Here is a 24,646-nt window from a genome sequence, read left to right as displayed (position 1 = left end):
ATTAATCCAGCAAAAAGTCGATAACATTATTGAGCTTGTGTACCGAGTCTTCGGTAAACAGCAGTAATAAATCACAGTCGATGTTGACGTGTTCAATGGTGTAATGGATTTCAATCGCCAGGGTTTTACTCCATTGATGATTGCCACTCTTAAGAATGTCGGCTACCTGACAATGCTGACCGAGGACAACCGGATGACCCTGATTAAAGTGAATTTCCAGCTGTTCACCGATGCCCTGAATACACGCTCCGATTAACACCGAACTCACGTCCATCAGCAACTCCAGCTCAGCATGCCGATCCAGTGGACCGGTATAACTCATCAGAGAGGATAGATCCTGAAAGCTGGTGTCGTTAAACAACAGTAACGCTTCACCGGCAATTCCCGAGCCAATAAAGCCCTGGCAAACGGCAGAAATAGCGGCGTCTTTCTCCGCATCCTGAATGGCCATGTGCAGCTCACTGTTCTCAATCAGATTCACGCGCGGAATCGGTAGCACAACATAAGCGTCGAGCAATCTTGCTAAGCGGTCTGCAGCCTGGCCCATGGCGACATTAGTCAGCTCTTGATAGCAATCTCGCTGATCTTCGCTCAGAGTTACCTCGCTCATATCAGGCCTCCATCGTCAGAATGCCGTACTCAGCCAGCACGGTGCGTGCTTTGTCGGCATCGATGGGCTTTTTGATAAAAGCCATGGCTCCGAGTTTTCTCACTCTTTCCTGGGCGTCAGGTTGGATATCGCCGGATACCACCAGAACCATAGCCGGAAGGTCGTCACGTTTGATGGTTTCCAATACACCATACCCATCCATATTCGGCATGGTCAGATCGAGGAATACTACATCGCCGTTGCCCTGGCGAATCTGTTCGACGCCTTCCACTCCGTCGCTGGCAAAATGAACTTCAACGTCCCATTCCGGTGGAAGGGCACGTGCCATCTGCTTTCGCGCGAAGCTGGAGTCGTCGCAAATAAGAACCTTTGTCGCCATAATATCTCTGGGCCAGTCAATAAATACTCTTAAGTAATAGCTGGCCTGCGGCGATTCGGCAACTTAAAACCCTGACTCAGACAAGGCTTTAGTTATTGATAAAAGGGTATTTTTATTTGTGTTTTAGTGACATTGGATTCTGAGCGCATTGCGTCAGAGCTGGCTATCAACGACAAGCGAATTTCCCCGCAAATCATTACCGCTGCCATTGCCTGTGGTTGGCCTTCAGCTGATCAGCGCTTGTCGTAAACCGCAATCAATTGACGGCTGAGGGCTAACAGAATGCCGTCTGGAGAGGCGATCCGTGCTTCGGTATGTGCGTATCCGTCATGCGCCTGACGAATTTCGGCTTCGTAAATCAAATAGTCATCACCAGTGATTGGCTGAGGCAATTGACTGAGCGGGGTGACCATCTCCAGGCTCCAGGTGACGCTGGCGCAGGGTGCAGGTGATTTTAGTTTTTGCAACACCGTTGGTGGCCATGCATCGATGAGTGCAACCAGATGTTCATCACGAATTTCTTGTGGATGATCGCAGAATCGCATCATACCGTGAATATGATTCACTTTGCTGTTGGTAAACGGAAACTGACCACTGTGGTAGATGAAGTCGACATGACGCACAAATTCAGGCGTGATGCCCTTTATATAATTGAGTTTCTGCCCGTCTTTTTCTTTCAAAAGGCTAACCGGAGAGTGATGAACGAGCACATCAGATTCGCGCTCGCGCCCGTAACAGGCGTTCACCAGGGTGGCTACTTTGTTATCTTGTAAAATCTGTCCCTGTAAATGACTGATGGACTTTCCCCGGCGAATGACCTGAGATTGCAGAGAACAGGCTTGCTCGGTAAACAGCGGACCACAGAAGGCAATATTCAACGATCGCAACAAGCCATCATCCGCCGCCTGATCATTTAGCAGCTTCAGCACTAATGCGGCTGACATCCCACCAAAGGTGGTTCTTCCCTGGCCCCAGCTTGGGTCAAGTACGATGTCTTGTTGGCCAACCTGATTCAGATAGAAATCGATCGTGTTCTGTGCTTGTGTCATTGCCTGTACTTCCTAGAATGTCGATGTGAAGTTTACGGTGTAAACTTATGGCCTGCAATGTCTTGGCATAATTGAACAAGTTACTGCTTGTGAATTGGCGTTTATGTCAATTGTGTGCGACAAAATGATCATTGCCTATTCTATTAAATCCGGTATAACCGCGACCTCTGCAGTTAGGTAAGTTTTATGACATCACTTTCTATAGAAACCCGAGCCAAGCGCTTCCTGGCCATGTTACGTCATTGCCAGGTTTTAGGTCTGACAGTTGACGGCGCCGGGCCGGACAGCGTAACCATGCGCCTGCCTTATGCGCAGCAAATTGTCGGTAACCCGGTAATGGGAACTGTGCATGGTGGCAGTTTGACGACACTTATGGATACCGCCTGTGGCACTGCCGTTTTTTCGATATTGCCGGATTTCGAATTGTGCCCAACACTGGATTTGCGCATGGATTACATGAAGCCGGCAACACCAGGATTGGATCTGGTTGCGGTGGCGAAAGCGACACGTATCGCCAGCAGTGTGGTATTTACCGAATGTGAGGTGTATCAGGAAGAAGGCGGTGAGAGAGGCGATCTTATTGCAAAGTGTGCTGCGACCTTTATGAGAATTGGGGCAAGCATGACCCCACCAGAATTCCGTGCCAAAATTGAATTCGGAGACGATGCATGACTGACTCACCCATTGTGACTCCGGACCCGATAGTGGTCGAGAGTAATAGCTTCTTTGAAGACGTGCTGCACCAGGCTCAGCAAAGTGGAAACTTTCAGCCGCTGGTAGACAGTATTCCGTATGCCAACCTGATTGGTTTGCAATTTCAGCGTTTGGGGAAAGACGTTTTATTCCAGCTGCCAAAAAACGACGACAACATCGGTAACCCGATTCTACCCGCGATACATGGCGGCGTGATTGGTGGCTTTATGGAGCTATCTGCCTCATTGCACCTGATTATGAATATGGATTGTGCAACGCTGCCCAAGATGATCGACTTCTCGCTGGATTATTTACGGGCGGGGCGACATCAGGATACGTATGCGGAATGTCAGGTCTGGCGCCAGGGCACCCGCGTAGCCAATGTTGCGATCAACGCCTGGCAAACTGAGCGATCCAGTCCGATAGCCACCGCGCGTGCTCATTTCCTGCTCAACCGATAAGCAACTGCCTGAAGCGGCCTCATTAAATACTTGTTAAACTCTGGCTTCTGTTAGTGACAGGAGTTTTACGTGGAATACCGCAAATTGGGTCGTACTGGCCTGGATATCAGTTTAATCGGCTTGGGCACCATGACGTGGGGCAAACAAAACACCCAGGCCGAGGGCTTTGAGCAAATGGATTATGCGCTGGAGCGCGGCATTAACTTTTTCGATACGGCGGAAATGTATGCAATTCCACCGTCCCCGGAAACTTACGGCACAACCGAAACCATTATTGGCCAATGGTTTAAAGAACGTGGGCAGCGCGATAAGGTCATTCTCGCCAGTAAAATTACTGGTCCCGGATTAGCCTGGATTCGAGATGGCGATGTCATTAACCGCGACAATATTATCAAAGCGGTGGAAGACAGTCTGACACGGTTACAAACCGATTACATCGATCTGTATCAGATGCACTGGCCTAACCGGGGTTCCTACCATTTTGGCAAAACCTGGGGGTTTGCTCCGCAGTTTGATGCGGAAAAAGAGCAGGATAATTTCCTTGAGGTACTGCGTACCTATCAAGAATTAATTGACCAGGGAAAAATACGACACGTTGGTTTGTCCAATGAAACGGCTTGGGGTACTCAAAAGTGGCTGCGTCTGTCGGAAGACAATCAGTTGCCGCGTATGGCCAGTATTCAAAATGAATATTCGTTATTGTGCCGATATTTTGAACCTGACCTGGCAGAAATAGCGTTAGCCGAAGATTGTGGTTTGCTGGCGTGGTCGCCGTTAACCCGCGGCATCCTCAGTGGCAAATACCTGGGTGGTGCTAAACCGCATGGCGCTCGCCTGACCATCGAGACCCGGCCGGAACACCGAACAGGCAGGGCTGTTGATGCTGCTGCGGAAAAGTACATTAATTTGGCCAGGGCTCATGGTCTTGATCCGTGTCAGATGGCGATTGCCTTTGTTAACAGTAAGCCGTTTGTCAGCTCTACGTTAATTGGTGCAACCGGCATGGAGCAGCTGAAAACTAACATCGATGCTATTGATGTGACCTTGTCGCAGGAGGTTTTTGAGGGGATTGAGGCTATTCGGCGCGAGTACCCTGCGGTTTTCTGACCCGTATTTTTACGGCTACCTCGATTAACGGCTTGCTGGCTTATTGCCTGGGCGTTGCGAAGCATTTGTAATAAGGAAGTAATATGGAAATGATGAATTGGCAACAACTATTGTCGCCTATGCGGTTTGGTGCGCCCGAGTGTACCCTGGCCGTCGAACTGGGGCGCTCGCCATTTCACAAAGACTACGACCGTATTATCTTTTCTTCCGCATTTCGTCGCCTGGACCGCAAAACACAGGTTCATCCTTTATCGGAGAATGACCACATCCATAGCCGTCTGACCCACAGTCTGGAAGTAGCCTGTGTCGGTCGATCATTAGGTACGCGGGTTGGTGAAGCACTGCAGAGCCAACTGCCTGAAGCGATTACACCACAGGATCTTGGTGCAATGGTTCAGGCGGCGTGCCTGGCGCATGATATTGGTAATCCGCCTTATGGGCACACCGGAGAAGATGCGATTCGCCATTGGTTCCGTGATCCACAGAATCAACATTTCCTCGAGGGTTTGAGTGATCTTGAGAAAGCCGATCTGCAAACATTTGAGGGTAATGCTCAGGGTTTGCGGATTGTCACACAGGTTGAATATCACCGGTTTCAGGGTGGTATGCGTCTGACTTACGGCACCCTCGGGGCTTTTCTGAAGTACCCCTGGAGTGTTGATTATATTGACCGGGGTGACCGCAAAAAATTCGGTTGTTACCAGACAGAGTTACCCATTCTACGTGAAGTGGCCAATACATTAGGGCTTATACAAATCCACGAAAATGCCTGGTGTCGTCATCCTTTGGTGTACTTGTTAGAGGCTGCTGATGATATCTGTTATGGCCTGATTGATCTCGAGGATGGTATTGAAATGGGGCTGCTGCGTTATCGGGAAGTCGAAGATTTATTACGACCTTTGTTAGCACAGCAGTGGCAGGACTCAAGTCTCGATCTGGCCCAGGCAGACAATGATCGGCGGCGTTTACAGATGTTGCGCGGGCATGTGATGGAAGCCATGGTAGGTGCGGTTAGTAACGCATTTGTGAAGCAGCAGGCTGCCTTGTTGTCGGGTACGCTGAAAGGCGACCTGGTTGATTATTGCGATGGTCCGGTTGCACAAGTGATTTATGCAGCAAAAGATTTAGCCCGCCAGAGAATTTTTAAAGACGGCCGTAAGCTTGCCGTGGAAATCGGTTCGTATTCAACGCTGGGTATCTTACTCGAGGCCTTTCTGACCGCCGTTCGGCAGCGTATTTGCGAGGGGCAGGCGACATTTCGCAATGAGCGGGTATTGGAATTGATGGGTAAATCAGCGCCGCAAAGTGACTGGAGTTTGTATCAGGCCTATATGCGCGCGTTGGATTATATTTCAGGGATGACAGATAACTATGCTGCAGACTTGGCAAAACAATTTTCTGGTTATCAACCGGTTTGAGTCTGTTGATTGGTATTAGATTGTTTCGGGCAAAATTCTGGCTGACTTTGCTCTTTTCTGGCGAGTTTACGCTGCCATTTTTTTTCCGATTTTTGCAGGTGTTTAATCAATATACGGCTTAACTTCGGCACCAATGCCGGAGGCAGGTCATGGCCCATACCCTGAATGATTTTTAATTTGGCTTTACGGATATTGGCCGCGGTATCCTCGCCTAAACGAGCCGGAATCAGAGGATCGTCGGAGCCGTGGATGACCAGAGCTGGCACCTTAATTTTCTGTAACAACCGGCTGCGATCTCCGGCAGCCGTAATCGCCACCAACTGACGCTTAAAGCCGCCGGGTGTGCCACTGCGCTCGAAACTGGTTTCTGCCAACTGTCTTAATTCGAACTCATCCATCGGGTAGGCTGGTGAACCAATCAGTCGGTTCATGCGCATGGTGTAACGAATGGCGGCTTCCCTGTTGAGTGGGGGAGGTCGTTTTGCCAGCTGCAGCAACACCTTGAGGTTTGGGTCTGGCAAATCTGGCGCCCGCGGGGCAGACATAATCGACGTCAGACTACGCACACGTTTCCTGTGCTTTGCGGCCAGGATTTGAGCGATCATGCCACCCATTGAGGCGCCTACGAGGTGACCACTATCCAACTCAAGCTGATTCATCAATGCCAGAACATCACGGCTCATATCACGTAATGTGTAGGGAACCTTAGGTTTTTGCTGCAGTTTTTGTTGCAGCCATGTTTTGATCAGACTGGGATTGCCGTGTTGATCAAATTGGCTGGAGCGGCCAACGTCGCGATTATCGAAACGGATGACAAAGTAGCCTGCTTCGGCGATGGCTGTGCACAGAGCATCAGGCCAGATTTTCATTTGGGCGCCAAGGCCCATAATCAGGATGACGGCTGGGTTGGTTGGCTTGCCAAAGCTTTCATAAGCCAGTTTCAGGCCGCTGTGGGTGGTTATCTCAGTCATTATGGTATGTGGCTGCTGAAAATCGTAATAAAGAGTTTAGCCGCTCGCGTAAAGTTGGACAGGCGGTTAGAATGCCCTTTTTTATTATTACACGTTATAAGAATTATTATGGACATCGATTTCCCGCTCATCCTCATGGTGGCTACTTCTGTAACCGGATTAATCGCTTTGGCGGATAAAGTATGGTTTGCCAATCAACGCTTCGCTCGCATCGAGCAGCTTCGTCAACGCCACGCCACTCCCGAAGAAATTAAAGACGCAGCTAAAGAGCCGTTCATTATTGAGCAGGGCAAGTCTTTCTTCCCGGTACTGGCGATCGTGTTTGTGCTTCGATCTTTTATTGCAGAACCCTTCCAGATACCCTCGGGTTCGATGGAACCGGGCCTGATTAAGGGCGATTTTATTCTGGTGAGCAAGTTCCACTACGGTTTAAGAATGCCGGTATTTGGCAACACTCTGGTACCCGTTGGTGAACCTGAGCGTGGTGATGTGATGGTATTTTTTCCGCCGAATGATCCTCGTTACTTTATTAAACGAGTGATTGGGTTACCGGGTGATAATATTGTTTACCGCAATAAACAGCTGACCATTAATGGCAACGTGATACCGACTCAAGAACTGGGCGGTGAACCGCCTTATAATCCCACGAAATATCTGGTGCAGGAGCAAATGGATGCTGCTGACGCCGATGTCCAGTGGGTTGTCGGTGTTGACCGCCGAACTAACCAGAAGGTTGTTTGGGCAGGTCCGGAGGGTGAGTGGTCTGTGCCCGAGGGCAGCTACTTTATGATGGGGGATAACCGAGGTAACAGTCACGATAGCCGTGGCTGGGGATTTGTTCCCGAGGAAAATATTGTGGGGAAAGCCGTTGCTGTTTGGATGCACTGGGAAAACTGGACTGACATCCCCAGCTTCAGCCGTAATAAGCTGATTAACTGATCTATACTGGATAGCAGATTCGGAGATTAATTATGTTTGCTATCCGCCGCACCTCTGCCGGCCGTTCGGAACCGACCAGAAAACCAGAAAAGGCCTCCTGCAAGTTCTGCCAGCGCAGTCGCTGGTTGATGGTTGTTACCATTCTGGTGGTTCTTTCGTCCATCACCCTACTGAATAACCCCTGAGGGTGTCAGGGTAAGAATAAAATCTCGGTCAATTCGGACGATTCACTACTGGATATTTGTCGCCAACTGCTTACAATGCCGCCTTCATGTGATCGAGTGGTTTGCGATGAGACTGACACGACAATTCAAAGGTATGACGGCGGACTTTATCGACCGTATTTTGCCAGTGAAACCGATAGCGCGTTCTGTCGCAGAACAAAATCATCTCAATCGTGCTTCACGGCGCATGCATCTTTATTTTTGTCGGACTTGCCCATCCTCCATTGAAATAAAACGCCACTGTCAGAAACTCGGTCTCAACGTTGTTGAAAAGGATGTCTTGCGGGTGAACGCTTACCGCAATGAATTACTCCATGGTGGAGGTGCTCCGCGTGTCCCCTGTTTGCGAGTTGCCGATGGGCCGGATGAAAACTGGCTCTATAGCCGTGATAAAATTCTTGAGTACCTTAACCAACACTTCTGATGGCCCGAGTGCCTCTGGTTATTGCACTTTCCGCTGCTGAATTTCTTATTCGGGCAGTTACAATGCCTGCTCAGACACACTGCCAGCAGAGCTGTTATGCCAATTATCCAATCCCGTTATCGTGCACCGTATGGTTTTACCAACGGTTATGTTCAGAGTATTTATCCAACGGTGTTTCGCAAGCTTGATATACCCGAATTGCAGGTGGAGCGGATTGAGTTGGACGATGGTGATTTTCTGGATCTTGATTGGTCAAAAACGGTAGAAAGCGGTGAAGCCTTACCACCTCTGGTTATTGTATCTCATGGACTCGAAGGGCACTCCCGACGTCCTTATATCCTCGGTACACTGCGTCAGGCCAATCGTCATGGATATGACGCCTTGGCCTGGAATTTTCGCAACTGCAGCCCGGAACCTAACCGCTTGGCACGCATGTATCACAGTGGCGCGACTGAAGACCTGGATGCTGTTGTGCAGCATGCCATTGGCAAAGGTTATCAGCAGATATTTTTGGTTGGTTATTCGATGGGGGGGAATCTGAGCCTGATTTACGCCGGGCGTGAGCGACCAATTGCTGAACAGGTTAAGGGGGTTTGTGCCTTTTCGGTACCCTGCGATTTACGCGGCAGTGCAGACCAGTTGGCCAAACCAGAGAACCGCATATTCATGTGGCGCTTCCTGCGCGATTTACGAGTAAAAATGACGCAAAAGGCGGAGCAGTTCCCGGATTTAGTGTCAGTCGATAACTACCGCAATATTCGCACGTTTCGCCAGTTTGATGATCGTTACACCGCGCCTCTGCATGGTTTTGATGACGCACTGGACTATTGGGCACAATCCAGCTGTCTGGGGTACTTAAAAGACATCAATATTCCGGCATTATTGGTGAATGCCAGAAACGATCCGTTTCTGTCCCCCTCCTGTTATCCGCATGATATCGCTTGTGATCATCCGCATTTATACCTCGAAGTCCCCGAATCCGGAGGTCACGTTGGGTTTATTAAAAAAAGTCGAGATCAAACTTATTGGATGGAAGAAAGGGCGATGGCGTTTATCGATTCACTGATTGATAACGATACGGTGGTTGAGAGGAAGTGCGAGGCTTTAGTAACTGATCAGGATTGAGTACGGAAAAAATTGGCATAACTTTGTATATCTACTGTCAATAAAACGTTTATCTGTAGGGGTTTGTTAATTCAGCCTTTTAAGGAACTGGGGTTGTCTATGGTTAGAGTAAGAAATTGCTTGATCCATAATCATGTTCAGATCGATTGCCTACATCCTTATTTACTTTCTGGCTCAGGCTGCCGCGGCTAATGTGTTGCCTTTGCAACAACCTTTTATGCTGATGTTGTCTGATGGCTCTGAAATTCAGGTTACACCCGCAGGTAATCGCGACAATCATTGGCTTGAAACACTCGGTGGCAGAAAAATCCTGCAGCGCGGCGATATCTGGTTTTATGCCGACGTTAATAGTCAGGGTGTCGTTGTGGCAACTGATTCACCGGTAGTTGATGGGCTCGATGTCAGCCATATTATTGAGAACACAAACCTTCATCAGCACTCGACCGCTGACTTCAAAATACATAACCGGCAAGCCTTATCGGTCATTTCCGCTCAGAACCAGCAAACCGACACCCGAATACCTTATCGATATCCGGGAGGCTGGGAATATTTCCGCCAGAACTTGTTGGTGATTCGGGTTGCCTTCGCTGATCAGGGGTTCCGTTACTCGGATGCGGAAGTCGCGCGCAGCTTATTTGGTGAGACAGACAGCGTTAATCATTATTTTCTTGAAAATTCCTATGGCAATTTCGATGTGCGCCCCGTTACTGAGAACGTAGGAACGGCCAATGACGGCATTGTGTCGATCACTCTCCCGGGAAAACACCCCGACTTCGGCAGTGCATACGGCAGCGCCAGTCAAAACCTTGCCCGGGAAGTGCTGCAGCGTTTGCCAGCAGATCTGAATTTGGGGGAATACGATAAAAACGGTGATCATTGGCTCGATCCCAACGAACTGGGTGTGGTGTTTTTAGTTTCAGGCTATGAACAGGCTTTTGCTGGTGCCGGCACAACTCGCCCGCGTATCTGGGCACACAAAAGCAGTTTGTATCGGGGGCAGTATCAAGATCTGAATATCGGCGAATATGCGATGTTTGGCGAACGTCATCAAACCCAGCAAGCCACGATTGGAATCATCTGTCACGAACTTGGTCACTTGCTGTTCGATTTGCCTGACTTGTATGACCGCCGTGGTAAAAGTATGGGAATTGGTCGTTGGGGATTGATGGGGCTGGGTGGCTGGAATTCAGCATCTGGTGCTGCTGGCAACAGCCCGGCGCATATGTTGGGTTGGAGTAAGGAACAGGCAGGTTTCATCTCCCTGGGCCAGGTCAAGGAGGGGATGAATAATGTCACCATGCGCGCAGTGACTGATGGCCCGGATGTACTGGAAGTGAATCTGGATGGGTACCGCCATGGGCAGCGTATCCTGCTTGAGCATCGTCGTCACGACAACTACGACCTGGGTTTGCCGGGAGAGGGCGTATTAGTCACGCGTATCGACGACTGGGTCGGGTATGGCCCATTGGGTAATCAAAATGATGATGTCAGTCGCCAGCTGGTGAATGTTGAGGAAGCTGATGGTGGTTCAGATCTCGATCAGAATCGCAATCGTGGCGATGCTAATGATGTGTTCCGTTCGGCGTCTGATCAGACATTATTTTCAGCTGTCAGCCCAAGTCCGGCTGCCAACGAGTTACCCAATGTCGTTGAGTTATTGGAAATGGAAACCGGGATCGTTGCGGACGTGAGCCTCAATGTCACTAATCCGGTATTCGGCGATAATCTGGGGTATGACGACGTTGGTCCAAATGCGGCCTGGGGTAAATACAGCGGTGCTGCCCAAGTGCTGATCGAATTATCTCTGAGTGACAATGTGGTTTGGATCGACGGTGTTGATTGGTTTGCGTTGGGAGAGGGGCGGGTTGACGTTGAAATATTTCCTGATGATCCCGTGCGCTCTGGTTATCAGGGCGCGTTGTGGAAGGAATCGGGTTTTCCAGTGGTATCCGGCTGGAACCGTTTGATGTTAAATCAGCGCCTGCAAAACCAGAATTACGGTCGTGTGTTCGTATTATTAACCAGTCGTGCTGATTCCGACCATCAACCACTTGCGATAGATCTGCAGGGCCAGTTAAGTGAAAAGACCTGGGTACGTGAGGTGGCTACTGATAATTTTGAGGCGGCCGAATTTGATGTCGCCACCCGCTTGTTGGTCATGAATCGAGACATACCAGCTGCACCTTTCCTGAATCGTGGCGATGTATCCCGAGCGGAAGGGGAAAGTTCATCCGGTGCTGGCATGTTGTCGTTGTTGCTATTGATCTTGGTTCCGCGTCGTCGCCGGGTATAATAGCGACCTATTCTCTGACAGGACGTCTCCTGTGTTGGTTTCTACGGTTCGATTATTCTGGCAAAGTTATTCGCTTTATCTGATCGTCATCTTAATTATGTTGGCGTTGGCGCTTGGACAACCTCATTCTTCCCAATGGTTGCAGTTCAACCGATCTCAGATTGATGTTGGTGAATGGTGGCGCGTTTTCTCTGCCAACTGGGTTCATTTATCGGTCAATCATTTACTTGGAAACTCTCTGGGGATGGTGCTGTTTGCCTATATTGCAGGGCGATATCTGAATAATGCTACCGGTGTTTTATTGCTTCTCTGGTGTTGCATGTGGGTCGGGACAGGCCTTTATATCTATGCCGATTACCTTCAGCAATACGTTGGGATGTCCGGTGTTTTGCACGGCTTGTTATTAGTCGCTCCCTTTATTTCCAAATATTACAGTCATCGCATGGCGTGGTTATTCGCTACCGTTATTATCGCTAAAGTCATCTGGGAACAGTTACCCTGGTACGATGATATGGCGATGTACGGTTATATTGGTGGGCGAGTGGAAACTAACTCACATTTGCTGGGTACCGTTTCAGGTGTGTTATTTTTAACAGCGTATTTCGGTCTAAAACGATGGAGGGAATATGAGCACGGATAATCCATGGCAACTGATCAGCAAGGAAACGGTTTATCAAAACCCCTGGATCGAAGTCGAGCACCATGATGTATTAAACCCAGCTGGAAATCCTGGAATTTATGGAACCGTCAGCTTTAAAAACCGGGCAATTGGTATTGTTCCTATCGCAGAAAATGGCGACACCTGGCTTGTGGGCCAATATCGTTATCCCTTGCGGCAATATCACTGGGAAATTCCAATGGGTGGTGCACCTTATGGAGAATCTGGTAAGGATTGCGCGGTTCGCGAGTTAAAAGAGGAAACCGGATTAATCGCAACGGATGTTGTCAGCTTATTCAATTTGCATCTGAGTAATTCGATTACTAACGAAGAAGCGGAAGTTTTCGTTGCTCGTGGTTTGTCTCAGGGAGAAACTGAGTTTGAAGAAACAGAGGTGATCAGTATTCGCCGGATAGCTTTTGAAGATGCTCTAACGATGGTTTTGAATGGCGAAATTACAGATGCAATCAGTGTTGCAGCATTAATGCGAGTCAGGCTTGAGGGAATGGCCTGACACGCATTGTTAGAATCTAACCCGCCACTGCAACCAAAGGGGTAGAACGCTGGCTTTGTCGGTATTGCGCGGGACTTTGGTTGATTTCCTTTATAAAAATACGATCCAGAGTTCGGCGCCCTGAAAGTCCAATATGCAGGGCTATTTGTTCAATACTGTCGTCGCTGGTAACGAGTAAACGTTTTGCGGTTTCGATTCTTACATCCGTGACAATTTGTTTGAGTGATGTTTCTTCTTTATGCAAATGACGATTCAGAGTGCGAGCACTGATATGAAAGTAGTCAGCTACTTCTTGCTGGTTAGCATTAAGGCGAACTTTATTCTGGGTCAGAGCTTTACGAATTCGTTCCGCGAGTGATCCTGAGCGTGCGAGTTTTCTATATTGTTCTTCAACCTCGCGTTTCATCATTTTCAGAATGTGCGGATTGGTATTGTGTAAACCTTCATCCAGCCATTTACTGTGGAATTGAATGTTGCACTCGTCGCAATTAAATTCAGTCTCGGTTTTCCAGGCGCGTTGGTATTGACTGCTGTATTGAGTTGCCGGAAATGGCAACTGAATCGACGTAATTTGCAGTTCCGGCCCACATAACTGACGAAGCCAACTTAGCAGTGCACTGATGACCATTTCACTGCGTCGTCTTTCTGCAGCGACGATAAAGTTTTCATTGACCGGCAATTTAACCTTAATGATGTTGTCGCGAGTTCGCGTTACCTGGACTTCAAGTTGGTCGCCCAATAGGGAGGAGAATTTTTCCAGGTAATACAAAGCTTCTCGCAAGGTGTTGCAGCATAAAAATAGATGCTGTAACTGGCAGCTGCTATGTGCATTAAATTTGTGAGCAGGTTGTACGCAGAGGGATTCGTCATGCGTACTGCCAATTAATTCGCTGACCAGTTGATCGGCGTCACTGGCACTGACTCGGCTGTCAGGGTCTTTCAGTTGCTTCAGGATTCGTTGGACGGAATCTGGGTGTGACTGGATCTCATTGAAGAAATCAGAACCTGCAGATTCCAGGAGTGGTCTGATCAGTGCAGTCGAAAGATAGCCTTGTTCCATTATTGAGTGCCCACGCGATTCATTCTTATTGTTAGACTATAACCTTTAGCAATCGTTATGCCATTGGTCATATTGCTAAAATGGCAGGTTTTATCGTAAAACCATGTGACAAAAATTGTTCGTTGTTACTTTTCGTAACAACGATGTGACACGCTTATACCCGCCGCTGTGAAGCGGGTCTCATTCATTGGGATACGACAATTCAGAGTATCTGGCTTTTGTAAGTTATCTGTCAATTGGCTTGCGACCTTAGCCTGCAGAAACGGATAAGCGGCACGGTAAGGGCGATGGCTGCGAATGATTTTCAATTTTTTTAGAGCCAGAAAAGAGAAATACTCAACCATCGGCATTGAGAGCGTCGCCCCCCTTTGATCGATCAAAACTCGTATTGGGCGCCGAGAGTAATCATTTGGAAACGAACTCTGTTGAAATCCTTACTATCGAGGGCAGTGGTCTCTAATTCGGCACGTAATGCCAGGTTTTTAACCGGTTGCCATAACAAACCACCACCAGAGATTTGATCGACAGCCGACGCTTTCTTGTTCGAACTCACAACGCGGCGCTGGACGGGATCCTTGTTCTGGTTTGCTATTAATTCGATCTCCTCAAAATCAGCTTGCCAGATGTTGGCTCCGGTTTTTACGAAAAACCTCAAGGTGTCTGAAAGGTCGAAGCTATAACGAAACGCTATCAAAAAGCCGCGTGGGTGAGCGGAAGATATTCCGGTAAAGGTCGCTTTGGATGGCTCGTCGGCACTGCCGTCAGTCCGTGTCACCTCTCCATGGCCACTGTTTCTGAAACGCGGTGCGTTGGTGTCACTGACATCATCATAAATGGGGGTAGGGTCGTTGTAACTCGCCTCTCCCATATCCAACAGGCCAAACTCAAGCGCGAGGTTATCGAGGATATTCGGACCAAAGTGGATTTTGTAGGCCGTGCCGAACTTACCCATGTCCTGAGAATCGGTGATTCCAGCCTGCATACTGACAAATCCACCCTCTGCGTGTGCGGATGCAGGCATGATCACAGCCAGAAAAGAAAACATTGCGGGAGCGAAGCTCAACGAAAAGCGCATAGTGAGGTGAGTCCGTTTTTGTTGTTTTTTGTCCGTCAGAGCGGTTCTGTCGGACATAATACCAGCGCCGCAGTTAAGTTAAAGTGGGGTTTTGATGATGAGTGTAAATGTTGTGACAAGCGCAATATATGCCTGAGTTCTGTGAGCTTTGTCGGCATTAACCTTTGAAGTGCTTGATTCAATACACCAGAGTTTACTTTGTCACTGTTCTTTAACGAAAATTCTGATATTGTTTCTAAAACTTTATTCTTATAACTGAAAGAAATATGACAGTTCGCGGTGTTGACCTTCCCCCCAAGCCCGATGTTTGGCTGGGGGAAGACAAAATTGTATACGCAGATCTGCGCGGCACTCGCCATTTGAGCCTGGAGCTGGTGCAGTTTGTTTATCGGGAACGTCGCCGTCTTGCCAGTAAAGAGAAACTACCGCTGCTGTTGCTGGCGAAAGATCTGCTGACCATCGACTTTGAAGTTCAGTTGTTTGCCTCCCGCCCTGATACTCAGTTTCTGACAACCGCACTGGCCATTGTAGGGCAGTCTTTCATGCTCAAACACTTTGTTTCAGTTTTTGTCAGCTATCATGCCCCAGACTACCCTGTTGAGTTGTTTGATAATCAGAGTGAGGCTTGTGAGTGGTTGTCGGGAAGGCCGCAAGGTGAAGAAGTCATGTAAGCGGGGCTGTTAAAAGGTCCGAAGGCTAAAGCAGTGTGTTTACGAAGCGCTATGGCGTATGCCGGATGATGTGCTGAAGGGGAATCTGCTGCAATGCAGCAGACCCTCGTTTGAAATTACAGTGCACTTATTGAGCCTTTCATGTGCACTTTTTGCCCTTTTATATCTCGTAGATCAAATGAGATGTCACCTGCTTCCTGGGTGTAATCCATCTCAACAGTTGTCGGCAAATGCACCGGCAATTTGAACTCAGTCACAATCGTACACGCCTCAGCCCCGAGCTTTTTCTGTAAAGCAGCTGCCGTACGAGCCTTACTCCACATTCCGTGGGCTATGTGGCTTTTGAAGCCAAACAGTTTTGCGGACATGGCGTACAGGTGTATCGGGTTAGAATCACCAGAAACTCGTGCATAGCGGCGCCCCAGATCACTGGCTAGCGTCCATCGCTCTGCCATTGCATGGACTGGTAGTGCCGGGCGTGCTTTATTTTCTTTGGCTTTTTTGACGCTTCCACCAATGCGCGCCAGGTTGGTGCTCAGCGATTCCCATACCAATTCGCCAGCGACTGAAACTTCTGCCTTGATATCGAACTCCAGTCCCTTGTCAGTTCGTTCACTGCCAGCGATGAAGCACCGTACATCGAGTTTTTCTTCGACACGAATACTGCGGAACTGAGTAATGCTGTTACGGATATGAACCAGACCCATCAGTGCCAGAGGGAATGACTTGTGCAGCATCAATTCCATATGTAACGGGAAGGCTAGGATGTGAGGATAAGTCAGCGGCAGAACGGAGCTATCTCTGTTAAAGCCGCAAACATCGGCATAGGTCGCCACTTTGTTTTTATCGGCTTTAACGCCGGTCTGAATCGCTTCTAGCTGTGGTAGTTCGGGATTTTTTTGTTTACTACCTTTTGCCAATAATGCGCGGGCATATTGCCCAAGAGTACCGGGCGTTTCGTTGAATTGCAGACGTGTCGCTTGAGTCATGTTGAAAACCTTAAACGGGGAGAACGCTTTGTAAACACACGAGTTTAGGCGGTGCCAGAAGTCCCCCCATTGGCAAGTTAGTGCAGGCTCGCCGTCAGATTGGCCAATAAGGACTTGCAGGAAGCGTTATATCTGGCAGAATTCAGCAACACTCATGAGGAAATTCAAGCACTTATGTCCGGCGGAATGGCAGAACTGCGCGACTCAGGCATTATGATTCAACTGGCTTACCAGGCAATGGTTAAGCTGGGTCTGGACGTTGAGGCTGTATGTGCGCGTCTGGGTATTACACCAGAGTTGCTCGAAGACCGACATCTGCGGACGCCTCATGATGCACAGGTATTATTCTGGAATGTGTTGGAAGAGATCAGCGGTGACCAAAATATCGGGCTGCATCTCGGCGAAAAAATGCCGCTGTTTAAAGGTCAGGTTCTGCAATATCTGTTTTTGTCCAGTCCGACTTTTGGTGAAGGCTTAAATCGTGTCTTAAATTACCAACGATTGCTCAGTGATGCATCACAAGCGAGTATTGGTATGAACAACGGACAGGCTTATATCTGCGTTGATAGCAGTAGCCAGAAAGTCCACGCGTTGAGGCACTTATCGGAATGCATGGCACTGGGTTTAATTCAGTTTTTCCAATATGTAACCGACGGCGCGTTTAAGCCATCCTGTATTCATTTCTCGCACGCAGCCCCTGAAAACAGCAGAGAACATGAGAGAATCTATCAGTGTCCTGTGAGATTTTCTGAATCCGAAGTCCGTATCTACTTTGATGTGAAAATTCTTGACCTGCCTTCGTCCCATGCCGAGCCTGAGCTGCTGCAATTGCACGAAAAGCTGGCGAGTGAGCACGTGGCAAAACTCGAGCGTCAAGATGTTGTATCAAAGGTCTACAAAGTTTTTGGTGAAGTGTTGGAGACCGGCCAGGTAAATCTGGATGATGTGGCTGCGCGTCTGGATATTAAACCGAGAACCTTGCGGACTCGATTGACGGAAGCCGGAACCAACTTCAATCAACTACTAGCGGACTACCGCTGTAATCTGGCAAAACGACTGCTATCAGGGACTGACGAGAGCATTGATGAAATTGTTTACCTGACAGGGTTTTCTGAGCCCAGTACCTTCTATCGCGCGTTCAAGCGCTGGACCAACCAAACACCTGTCGAGTATAGAAACCAGCGCAAACAGGGATGAACTTTGGCATTTGTGAGTTAAAGTCATAGGACTGTTCATTTTTTGCACTGGATTTCTGGCTAATGCCGGGCCATCTTTAGTATTCAACTGAATAATCGTTAAGTCGAATAAAGAGGTGGCATATGGCTACGGAAAAACACTCCCTGATAAAACCTCTCGTCGATCACCTGCTAAGTCATGGTGATACTAACAGCTGGCGTGTTGCTCTGGTGGAGCAGGGAGTTATGTCGCTTGAGGAAACCATGGGTTTGGATGAAGCAGCTTGTCGTGCGGCATTTAAAGCGATGAAAATGATGCAACTGTTGTCTTCATCGGTAGAGGAAGTCATGTTGGAACTCGATAAGCACCAGATAAGCTGGAACATCGAATTTTCTGAGGACTTTCAGCAAGGGGCTATTTGTTATTAGCCAGTCCCTCAGCAGGCTGGTACGCTGAAGTGTAAAGTTTTCATTTTCACTAAATGACCAGCCAGGGCTGCCGATAACGTCTGGTATAGCTCTGTTTGTTTGGTGGCCTCTTATGTCTATTACCGTCAATCCCAGTCAATTCGGCTTTCTGCAACCGCAAGGCAGGGCCGGCGACGCCGTTTCTAACCAAGCCTATGCAACGAATAAAACAGTGACTGAACCAGTTGCTCAGGAGTTGTTAAAAACTGCAAGGCAATCCCCCCAGCGTACCGCTGATAATATGCTCGATTTTATTGGTCGGGGGGTCGATAGTTTACGCGCCTCGGGTGCCAGCACAGAGCGGGTCGCAGACAGGATTGCAGCTGCTCGTGAAGGCGTTGCTCGCGGTTATGCGGAGGCAGAGGAGATTATTGAAGCCCGTGGTTTGATGACCGACGAGCTCAGGCAGGAAATCGCAGCAGGGCGAAAATTGGTTGAGGAGGGAATTAATCAAATCGAGCGTGGCGAGCAAAACTATACTGACACGCGTCAACTGAATGAGATCACTTCGACTTCTTCTCTTAAAGTGGCAAATTCGTTGACATTGGATGTTATGACACGTGACGGTGATAGCGTAACCGTATCGTTTTCCCAGTCAGAGCAACGGCGCTCAGAGTCTGCCCCGGACTTTCTTCAGGTGAGTTCCAGTAATCGTTCTGCCTGGACCTTTGAAGTCGAAGGTAACCTCGATGAGGCAGAACAGAAAGCCCTGAGCAATCTGTTTAATTCAGTGCAGGACCTGAGTGAACGTTTCTTTTCGGGCGATCTCGGCAGTGCATTGGAGCAGGCTATGTCTTTGGGATTTGATGGTAACGAACTTGCATCGCTAAGTCTGAATCTGACGCAGCAAACAGTGATGACCAGTACCAGAGCCTACTCTCAGGTTCAGCCACAGTTGCCAACGGAGCAGCTTGAAGCTTTGAAGGCACCACTCGCTTCCTACATTGACGCTTACACTCGCGCGATAGAGCAGGCTGATGCACTGGCAAAACCTGAAAAAACTCTGCAAGACCTGATGAATAGCCTGCTGCCTGAAGAGGAGCGTTTACCCATCTGGAATCAGTTCCAGCAGGGTCTGGAAGCTGCTGGAAAGTTATCCGGGTTGCTGTCAGGTAACGAAAGTTAATATCCTCGTTATATTCTGTTCAGTGTGACTCGTTATCAACGCTATAATAACGGCGTTGATAACGGAGGACTTTCATGGCGTATGTTTTGTATGGCACTGAAGCCTGCCATCTTTGCGAATTAGCACAACAGGTCATTGTTGAGGTCGCTGCTGATATCCCGCTGGAAGTATATGTTGAGGATATTGCAGAATCTGAACAGCTGGTTGCCAGTTTTGGTACTCGTATCCCCGTTCTCAAGGACGAACAATCCGGCCGTGAATTAGACTGGCCATTTAATTACGAAGAGTTGTTTGTTTGGTTAAATCAAAAGGACACAATATCTTAAGGGGATTCCCATGCGTTTTATTATTTCAATGTTTCTGCTCAGCCTCGGGTTAGTCGGTTGTTCTTCTAACCCGCTTTCGCCGACAGGCGAGGCTGTTTATTACGCCCTGCAGACAGATACCAGTCTGCGCAGCTGGGTTGACGCCTGTTACGATGTGAGTAGTGAAACCAAGCAAGAAGCACTGCGTACTCAGAGAAACTGGTGGAAACGTAACGGAGCCTTTGTTGAAGGGGCGGATTTTGGTCTGGCATACGACATTATTAAAGTCACTGATGACCGTGCTGAAACTGGTGCGAGAATGGCTATGGCACTGACCTGGCAGGTTGTTGAGACCGCTGAGCAGGAAGTTAACGAGTTGATGACCGGCGCTTCCGACAAAGAAGATTTATGCCTGCGAGTGCTTGAGCGCTATAACGAGGGCGAAATGGATTTGCGCGGTAATGAAGAGCTCTATCAGGGCCTGGTGAAACTTCAGCGTCGTGCGCAAAGTCAGGGTAAGGATTTAGCAATGAAACGCGCATCAATCGAAAAACGAACCAAAAAGGTTTACGGTCGTTCATTCTATGTGGTGGAAAAGTTAGCGAAACGACATGGCTGTCCGGGTGCTCGGGTTCAGCTGCTGAAGAATGACTGGCCTCATGAAGTTTATGATGGTCGCTGCCCGGATGGCAGCTATATTCTTGCTCGTTGTGAGTGGGGGAACTGCCTGATTACGGAGTGATCGGTCACTTTGATTGTCGGGTCATAAACACCATCGTGTTTATGACCCTTTATTAATACTCCAATCATTGTTCCGTTGTGGTGACGAGCATACCGTCATTATTTTTTAGTGTGCTTTCGCCGATGCCTTTGACCAATATCAGCTCATTTACAGAGCTGAACGGGCCTTTATCCTTACGGTATTGCACAATGGCTTTTGCTTTGTTCAGTCCGATTCCTTTCAGTTCAGTCAGTTGTTCAGCAGAAGCAGTATTGATGTTCACCGGCGTTGCTTTTTCGTTAGCCAGTGCCATAAAAGTTGCAGCAGAAATGCACAAAACGATCAGCGCTTTTGGTAGCCATTTCATCATTATTTTCCTTATTCCATGAGTAGAACTCAGAAAATAACAATCTTGAGATATAAAAAAATCCGGGAAAAGCATCAATTAACTGAGACTTTTCTCGGATTATTTTATGAGCCAGTCAGATACTTGATCAGGACTTTGCGCTTTTCTTCGCCGTTGTTTTTTTAGCTACAGGTTTCTTGGCCGCTTTTTTCTTCTCTGTTATTACCCAGGCGCTGTCAACAAAGTGCGCTGCCCAGCCACTGGCTTTGCCTTTTTCATCCTCGGTCATAACGTATTGCTCTTTGGTCTTACGGCTGTATCGAATGGTTGCCTGGTTGCCATCACTGTCAGCACGTGGAGCGTCGAGCAGGTAATGATACTTTTCCGGTAACTCCGCTTGGTGCGGTATTAATTCTGCGACTAATGGAGCACGGGTTTCACGGTTCTTAGGGAACTGGCTGGCAGCCAGGAATAGTCCGGCTGCGCCATCCCGCAATACATAAGTATCCTCAACTTTCTGACAAGCCAGTTCCGGCATGGCAATCGGATCCATTTTGGGAGGCGCAGCCTCACCGTTTTTCAGCAGCTTGCGGGTATTTTTACATTCCTCGTTGGTACAGCCAAAATACTTACCAAAGCGGCCAGATTTAAGCTGCATTTCACTGCCACAGCGATCACACTCAAGGGTTGGACCATCGTAGCCTTTGATCTTAAATTGCCCTTGTTCAACCTCGAAGCCTGAGCAATCCGGGTTGTTGCCACAGATATGAACCTTACGAGTTTCATCAAGCAGGTAACTGTCCATGGCGGCATCACAGATGGTACAGCGACGCTTATCCATTAATCGACGGCTTTCCGCCTCTTCGTCCTCGTCCGCTGTGATGGCCTCATCACCTGGAATTAAGTTCAGTGTCTGGGTGCAGCGTTCTTTGGGAGGCAGGCTATACCCTGAGCAGCCCAGAAATACGCCAGTTGTGCCAGTGCGGATTTGCATATTACGAGAACACTTCGGGCATTCGATATCGGTATCGACCGGCGCATTGAGGCGCATGCCATCTTCGCTTTCTGCTGTATCCAGTTGACCGTGGAAATCGGTGTAAAAATTATCAAGAACCTGAGTCCAGTTGATGGCACCGTCAGCGATATCATCCAACTTTTCTTCCATGCTGGCGGTAAAGCCAAAATCCATCAGTTCATCGAAGCTTTCAACCAGGCGACTGGTAACAATGTCACCCATTTTTTCGGCGTAAAAGCGACGTCCCTGCAGGCTTACATAACCACGATCCTGAATCGTGGAAATAATAGAGGCATAGGTAGAGGGGCGGCCAATACCGCGTTTTTCCAGTTCTTTAACGAGCGCAGCTTCAGAGAAACGCGGAGCAGGTTTGGTGAAGTGCTGCTTCGGCAGCAGCTCCAGCAAGTTCAGTTTTTCACCTTGCTCTACGTCAGGCAATAACAGGTCATCGTCACCTTTGCTGACAGGCGGCAGTACTTTCAGGTGGCCATCAAAGCGAATCACACGACCGCGGGTCTTGAGATCGTAATCGGCGGCAGCGACGGTAATGGTCGTACTGGTAAACTTGGCATCGTTTGTCTGACAAGCGACAAAGCGGCGCCAGATCAGATCGTAAAGACGTTCAGCATCCGGCTCCATGCTTTTCAGATCAGCCGCACGCAATTTTACATCGGAAGGGCGAATCGCTTCGTGTGCTTCTTGAGCGCCTTCTTTGCTGCTGTAAATTCGCGGTTTTTCGGGCAAATAGCTCTCGCCCAGTTTATCGCTGATGTAGTTTCGTACGCTGTCTATTGCGTCCTGACTCAGGTTGGTGGAGTCGGTTCGCATATAGGTGATATAGCCAGCCTCATAGAGTCGCTGCGCCAGCATCATGGTTTTTTTAACGCTGAAGCTCAGGCGTGTGCTGGCGGCTTGTTGCAGGGTCGAGGTGATAAAAGGTGCCGCGGGTTTAGAGCTGGTTGGTTTGTCTTCACGGCTTTTAACCAGGAACTCACTGGCACGCAGTGTCTCTACCGCCGACATCGTGTCGGCTTCATTGCCCGGACGGAATTCTTCGCCCTTGTACTTTACTACCTGGGTGCGTAGTTCAGTGCCGTCAGCGGTGGTTAGTTGGGCAAATGCCTCCCAATATTCCACCGGGATAAAGGCACGTATTTCACGCTCACGCTCAACGATTAACCGTACCGCAACGGATTGCACACGACCTGCAGACAAGCCACGGGCAACTTTACTCCAGAGCAGAGGCGAAACCATGAAGCCAACAACACGGTCGAGAAAGCGCCGAGCCTGTTGGGCGTTAACGCGATTCATATTCAGCTCTGACGGCTGTTCAAATGCCGCCTGAATCGCCTTTTTGGTGATCTCGTTAAACACGACACGACGGTAGTCTTTGTTTTTCTCTCCGATGATTTCCCGCAGGTGCCAGGCAATGGCTTCCCCTTCGCGGTCCAAATCGGTTGCGAGATAGATATGATCGGCATCTTTGGCCAGGCGTTTTAATTCATCGACAACTTTTTCTTTGCCGGGTAACACCTGGTAGTTCGCTTTCCAGCCGTCTTCCGGGTTTACCCCCATGCGGCTGATCAGCTGTTCTTTGGCTTTTCGTTTTTTGTGCGCCACTTTTTCTTCTGGCGACATTTTACGGGTCAGCGCAGCTTGGCGAGCGCGCTCTTTCGGGTCAGACTTTTTGCCTGAGCCAGAGGTAGGCAAGTCGCGAACGTGTCCAACGCTGGACTTCACAACGTAGTCTTTGCCCAAATATTTATTAATGGTTTTGGCCTTGGCAGGCGACTCCACAATTACCAGCGATTTGCCCATAATCCTTCGTTTTACCCTTGTAGTTGAACCAGCCAGTCGCTAAGAGGCGACACTTTAATGGCAATACCGGGGGTGCGGTCAAGCTTCATTTTGACAAAACTCGCCCGGCGTACTGGTCAATTGTTGCTAAACTCAGATGTATTCATCTTTTTCAGGAATAGCACAGAATTGGGGGGGGATGACAACTTATGTCTGCGATTGGCCTAGTTGTTGCGATCGCGCTACCGATTGCATTGGTGTTAATTGGCCTGGTTTTCGCGGGTCGTCGGCAGCAATTGGAATTTAAACAGCGCTCACAGGCAAGGGCGATAAAAACAGCGGCCGAAGATCTTCTGGAGGCGCTGGAGTTCCTTATGCTGGTCGACAACTTCAAAGAAATTCAGCTGGTTGTTCTCGACCGGGTGGACTATCTGTACCAGCGTTATCAGGATGCACTGACTAAGAAAGAGCGACATACCGAGGATTTAGCCTTTGACAAAGCGCCGTATCAGGAAAAAATTGAGGCCACCAAGACGGTTCGCAAGGTTTTGAAGAGTGATCGTGAGATTCGCTATGCCAAGCAACAGTTTTCGCGAATAATGAAAACCCTCAGCCCGATGATGAAGCAACGCATTATCTCTGAGACTGCAATGATGGAATACCGTCGTTACTTGCGCATGACTTTGCTCGATTGTGAAGTGGACACCTATACCGCCCAAGGCGATGTAGCGGCCAAAAGAGGGGATGTGGTTACGGCTGGAAATTATTATAAAGCAGCGAAGAAACTGCTGATTGAGTTTGATATTCAATACCCGGAGAAAAATGACAAAATCCGTGGAATTGCCAACCGAACCAGCTCGCTTTATAACGGTGGTGAAGAACCGGAAGACAACCTTAGCAAGGCTTTATCTCAAGAGGAAACCAAGGGGCAGAACGAGTTTGGTATTCCCGCTGACCCATCCGCAGGAGAAAAGCAAAAGTTCTGAGCACATGTGAACTGAGTCACAAACACCTACCGATCATCGGAAAAACC

26 protein-coding genes and 1 pseudogene are annotated in these 24,646 nt (G+C 48.8%); 18 read left to right on the top strand and 9 right to left on the bottom strand.

The features are described 5' to 3' along the window. Position 1 precedes the first annotated feature (1 nt). The 3 genes from MK185_01500 to MK185_01490 all read right to left on the bottom strand — a co-directional run bounded on the left by MK185_01500 (position 2) and on the right by MK185_01490 (position 2,038). Positions 2-610 carry a histidine kinase gene (locus tag MK185_01500; GenBank protein ID MCH2039296.1) on the bottom strand — a complete coding sequence of 203 codons (609 nt, stop codon included), beginning with the start codon at positions 608-610 and terminating at the stop codon, positions 2-4. Between the two features lies 1 nt (position 611). Continuing rightward, positions 612-989: a response regulator gene (locus tag MK185_01495; protein ID MCH2039295.1), complete on the bottom strand. Its 378-nt coding sequence runs from the start codon at positions 987-989 to the stop codon at positions 612-614. A 233-nt stretch (positions 990-1,222) separates the two neighbouring features. Next, positions 1,223-2,038, bottom strand: a complete 816-nt coding sequence (locus MK185_01490) for a thioesterase family protein (GenBank protein MCH2039294.1) — start codon at positions 2,036-2,038, stop codon at positions 1,223-1,225. A 186-nt stretch (positions 2,039-2,224) separates the two neighbouring features. Here MK185_01490 and MK185_01485 point away from each other — a divergent pair, with 186 nt between their 5' ends. The 4 genes from MK185_01485 (at position 2,225) to MK185_01470 (ending at position 5,717) form a co-directional block, all read left to right on the top strand. Next, entirely contained in the window at positions 2,225-2,710 is a 486-nt protein-coding gene (locus MK185_01485) for a PaaI family thioesterase (protein ID MCH2039293.1), read from the top strand. After that, positions 2,707-3,192: a PaaI family thioesterase gene (locus MK185_01480; GenBank protein MCH2039292.1), complete on the top strand. Its 486-nt coding sequence runs from the start codon at positions 2,707-2,709 to the stop codon at positions 3,190-3,192. The genes MK185_01485 and MK185_01480 overlap by 4 nt, the downstream gene beginning before the upstream one ends. A gap of 69 nt (positions 3,193-3,261) precedes the next feature. Next, on the top strand, positions 3,262-4,299 hold the full coding sequence (locus MK185_01475) for an aldo/keto reductase (GenBank protein ID MCH2039291.1): 1,038 nt from the start codon (positions 3,262-3,264) through the stop codon (positions 4,297-4,299). 83 nt (positions 4,300-4,382) lie between these two features. Further along, the gene (locus MK185_01470) at positions 4,383-5,717 is read left to right on the top strand and encodes a deoxyguanosinetriphosphate triphosphohydrolase (protein MCH2039290.1); all 1,335 of its coding nucleotides are present in this window, start codon (positions 4,383-4,385) and stop codon (positions 5,715-5,717) included. Here the strand turns inward: MK185_01470 and MK185_01465 are convergent. Further along, positions 5,705-6,688 (bottom strand): alpha/beta fold hydrolase, encoded by a 984-nt coding sequence (locus MK185_01465; GenBank protein ID MCH2039289.1) that lies wholly within the window; start codon positions 6,686-6,688, stop codon positions 5,705-5,707. The genes MK185_01470 and MK185_01465 overlap by 13 nt on opposite strands. A gap of 108 nt (positions 6,689-6,796) precedes the next feature. Here MK185_01465 and lepB point away from each other — a divergent pair, with 108 nt between their 5' ends. The 7 genes from lepB to MK185_01430 all read left to right on the top strand — a co-directional run bounded on the left by lepB (position 6,797) and on the right by MK185_01430 (position 12,865). After that, positions 6,797-7,627 (top strand): signal peptidase I, encoded by an 831-nt coding sequence (gene lepB, locus MK185_01460; GenBank protein MCH2039288.1) that lies wholly within the window; start codon positions 6,797-6,799, stop codon positions 7,625-7,627. Positions 7,628-7,659: 32 nt separating this feature from the next. After that, complete coding sequence (locus MK185_01455) at positions 7,660-7,812, top strand: hypothetical protein (GenBank protein MCH2039287.1); 153 nt, start codon at positions 7,660-7,662, stop codon at positions 7,810-7,812. Between the two features lie 106 nt (positions 7,813-7,918). Continuing rightward, positions 7,919-8,275, top strand: coding sequence for a glutaredoxin (locus MK185_01450; GenBank protein ID MCH2039286.1), 357 nt, complete (start codon positions 7,919-7,921; stop codon positions 8,273-8,275). A 96-nt stretch (positions 8,276-8,371) separates the two neighbouring features. Beyond that, complete coding sequence (locus tag MK185_01445; protein MCH2039285.1) at positions 8,372-9,400, top strand: alpha/beta fold hydrolase; 1,029 nt, start codon at positions 8,372-8,374, stop codon at positions 9,398-9,400. Positions 9,401-9,533: 133 nt separating this feature from the next. Next, on the top strand, positions 9,534-11,693 hold the full coding sequence (locus MK185_01440; protein ID MCH2039284.1) for a M6 family metalloprotease domain-containing protein: 2,160 nt from the start codon (positions 9,534-9,536) through the stop codon (positions 11,691-11,693). 31 nt (positions 11,694-11,724) lie between these two features. Beyond that, complete coding sequence (gene rrtA / locus MK185_01435) at positions 11,725-12,333, top strand: rhombosortase (GenBank protein ID MCH2039283.1); 609 nt, start codon at positions 11,725-11,727, stop codon at positions 12,331-12,333. Further along, positions 12,320-12,865, top strand: coding sequence for an NUDIX hydrolase (locus tag MK185_01430; GenBank protein MCH2039282.1), 546 nt, complete (start codon positions 12,320-12,322; stop codon positions 12,863-12,865). The genes rrtA and MK185_01430 overlap by 14 nt, the downstream gene beginning before the upstream one ends. Positions 12,866-12,881: 16 nt before the next feature. Here the strand turns inward: MK185_01430 and MK185_01425 are convergent, their stop codons facing one another. Both MK185_01425 and MK185_01420 read right to left on the bottom strand, forming a co-directional pair. After that, positions 12,882-13,925, bottom strand: coding sequence for an AraC family transcriptional regulator (locus MK185_01425; GenBank protein MCH2039281.1), 1,044 nt, complete (start codon positions 13,923-13,925; stop codon positions 12,882-12,884). Positions 13,926-14,301: 376 nt separating this feature from the next. After that, a complete protein-coding gene (locus MK185_01420; protein MCH2039280.1) occupies positions 14,302-15,057 on the bottom strand; it encodes an outer membrane beta-barrel protein in 756 nt (251 codons plus the stop codon). Positions 15,058-15,266: 209 nt separating this feature from the next. On the opposite strand from MK185_01420, the gene MK185_01415 reads away from it, so the two are divergent. Beyond that, positions 15,267-15,671, top strand: a complete 405-nt coding sequence (locus MK185_01415; GenBank protein ID MCH2039279.1) for a hypothetical protein — start codon at positions 15,267-15,269, stop codon at positions 15,669-15,671. 116 nt (positions 15,672-15,787) lie between these two features. Here MK185_01415 and MK185_01410 read toward each other — a convergent pair whose 3' ends face one another. After that, a complete protein-coding gene (locus tag MK185_01410; protein ID MCH2039278.1) occupies positions 15,788-16,660 on the bottom strand; it encodes an acyl dehydratase in 873 nt (290 codons plus the stop codon). A 99-nt stretch (positions 16,661-16,759) separates the two neighbouring features. On the opposite strand from MK185_01410, the gene MK185_01405 reads away from it, so the two are divergent. The 5 genes from MK185_01405 (at position 16,760) to MK185_01385 (ending at position 20,476) form a co-directional block, all read left to right on the top strand. Then, on the top strand, positions 16,760-17,857 hold the full coding sequence (locus MK185_01405; GenBank protein MCH2039277.1) for an AraC family transcriptional regulator: 1,098 nt from the start codon (positions 16,760-16,762) through the stop codon (positions 17,855-17,857). A gap of 122 nt (positions 17,858-17,979) precedes the next feature. Then, entirely contained in the window at positions 17,980-18,264 is a 285-nt protein-coding gene (locus MK185_01400; protein ID MCH2039276.1) for a hypothetical protein, read from the top strand. Between the two features lie 112 nt (positions 18,265-18,376). Next, the gene (locus MK185_01395; protein ID MCH2039275.1) at positions 18,377-19,429 is read left to right on the top strand and encodes a DUF5610 domain-containing protein; all 1,053 of its coding nucleotides are present in this window, start codon (positions 18,377-18,379) and stop codon (positions 19,427-19,429) included. Positions 19,430-19,503: 74 nt separating this feature from the next. Beyond that, on the top strand, positions 19,504-19,755 hold the full coding sequence (locus tag MK185_01390) for a glutaredoxin family protein (GenBank protein ID MCH2039274.1): 252 nt from the start codon (positions 19,504-19,506) through the stop codon (positions 19,753-19,755). A 10-nt stretch (positions 19,756-19,765) separates the two neighbouring features. Further along, complete coding sequence (locus MK185_01385) at positions 19,766-20,476, top strand: hypothetical protein (GenBank protein MCH2039273.1); 711 nt, start codon at positions 19,766-19,768, stop codon at positions 20,474-20,476. Between the two features lie 64 nt (positions 20,477-20,540). On the opposite strand, the pseudogene MK185_01380 reads toward MK185_01385, so the two are convergent. Together MK185_01380 and topA are read right to left on the bottom strand one after the other, a co-directional pair. After that, positions 20,541-20,738: pseudogene (locus MK185_01380) on the bottom strand (helix-hairpin-helix domain-containing protein). 211 nt (positions 20,739-20,949) lie between these two features. Continuing rightward, positions 20,950-23,634 carry a type I DNA topoisomerase gene (gene topA / locus MK185_01375; protein MCH2039272.1) on the bottom strand — a complete coding sequence of 895 codons (2,685 nt, stop codon included), beginning with the start codon at positions 23,632-23,634 and terminating at the stop codon, positions 20,950-20,952. Positions 23,635-23,822: 188 nt separating this feature from the next. Between topA and MK185_01370 the strand changes: the two genes are divergently transcribed. Continuing rightward, entirely contained in the window at positions 23,823-24,599 is a 777-nt protein-coding gene (locus MK185_01370; protein ID MCH2039271.1) for a hypothetical protein, read from the top strand. Positions 24,600-24,646 lie beyond the last annotated feature (47 nt).

Source organism: Saccharospirillaceae bacterium (assembly GCA_022448365.1).
Lineage (GTDB): Bacteria > Pseudomonadota > Gammaproteobacteria > Pseudomonadales > Oceanobacteraceae > Bacterioplanoides.
This window is presented reverse-complemented; position numbering and strand designations above follow the sequence as displayed.

Bases quoted from the DNA above. Each gene is read 5' to 3' on its own strand.
- MK185_01390 (MCH2039274.1), top strand. From the start codon at position 19,504: ATGGCGTATGTTTTGTATGGCACTGAAGCCTGCCATCTTTGCGAATTA.
- MK185_01420 (MCH2039280.1), bottom strand. From the start codon at position 15,057: ATGTCCGACAGAACCGCTCTGACGGACAAAAAACAACAAAAACGGACT.
- MK185_01465 (MCH2039289.1), bottom strand. From the start codon at position 6,688: ATGACTGAGATAACCACCCACAGCGGCCTGAAACTGGCTTATGAAAGC.
- MK185_01395 (MCH2039275.1), top strand. From the start codon at position 18,377: ATGTCTATTACCGTCAATCCCAGTCAATTCGGCTTTCTGCAACCGCAA.
- lepB (MCH2039288.1), top strand. From the start codon at position 6,797: ATGGACATCGATTTCCCGCTCATCCTCATGGTGGCTACTTCTGTAACC.
- MK185_01495 (MCH2039295.1), bottom strand. From the start codon at position 989: ATGGCGACAAAGGTTCTTATTTGCGACGACTCCAGCTTCGCGCGAAAG.
- MK185_01400 (MCH2039276.1), top strand. From the start codon at position 17,980: ATGGCTACGGAAAAACACTCCCTGATAAAACCTCTCGTCGATCACCTG.
- MK185_01385 (MCH2039273.1), top strand. From the start codon at position 19,766: ATGCGTTTTATTATTTCAATGTTTCTGCTCAGCCTCGGGTTAGTCGGT.
- topA (MCH2039272.1), bottom strand. From the start codon at position 23,634: ATGGGCAAATCGCTGGTAATTGTGGAGTCGCCTGCCAAGGCCAAAACC.
- MK185_01470 (MCH2039290.1), top strand. From the start codon at position 4,383: ATGGAAATGATGAATTGGCAACAACTATTGTCGCCTATGCGGTTTGGT.
- MK185_01370 (MCH2039271.1), top strand. From the start codon at position 23,823: ATGTCTGCGATTGGCCTAGTTGTTGCGATCGCGCTACCGATTGCATTG.
- MK185_01440 (MCH2039284.1), top strand. From the start codon at position 9,534: ATGTTCAGATCGATTGCCTACATCCTTATTTACTTTCTGGCTCAGGCT.
- MK185_01415 (MCH2039279.1), top strand. From the start codon at position 15,267: ATGACAGTTCGCGGTGTTGACCTTCCCCCCAAGCCCGATGTTTGGCTG.
- MK185_01500 (MCH2039296.1), bottom strand. From the start codon at position 610: ATGAGCGAGGTAACTCTGAGCGAAGATCAGCGAGATTGCTATCAAGAG.
- MK185_01445 (MCH2039285.1), top strand. From the start codon at position 8,372: ATGCCAATTATCCAATCCCGTTATCGTGCACCGTATGGTTTTACCAAC.
- MK185_01490 (MCH2039294.1), bottom strand. From the start codon at position 2,038: ATGACACAAGCACAGAACACGATCGATTTCTATCTGAATCAGGTTGGC.
- MK185_01430 (MCH2039282.1), top strand. From the start codon at position 12,320: ATGAGCACGGATAATCCATGGCAACTGATCAGCAAGGAAACGGTTTAT.
- MK185_01450 (MCH2039286.1), top strand. From the start codon at position 7,919: ATGAGACTGACACGACAATTCAAAGGTATGACGGCGGACTTTATCGAC.
- MK185_01455 (MCH2039287.1), top strand. From the start codon at position 7,660: ATGTTTGCTATCCGCCGCACCTCTGCCGGCCGTTCGGAACCGACCAGA.
- MK185_01485 (MCH2039293.1), top strand. From the start codon at position 2,225: ATGACATCACTTTCTATAGAAACCCGAGCCAAGCGCTTCCTGGCCATG.
- MK185_01425 (MCH2039281.1), bottom strand. From the start codon at position 13,925: ATGGAACAAGGCTATCTTTCGACTGCACTGATCAGACCACTCCTGGAA.
- MK185_01480 (MCH2039292.1), top strand. From the start codon at position 2,707: ATGACTGACTCACCCATTGTGACTCCGGACCCGATAGTGGTCGAGAGT.
- MK185_01410 (MCH2039278.1), bottom strand. From the start codon at position 16,660: ATGACTCAAGCGACACGTCTGCAATTCAACGAAACGCCCGGTACTCTT.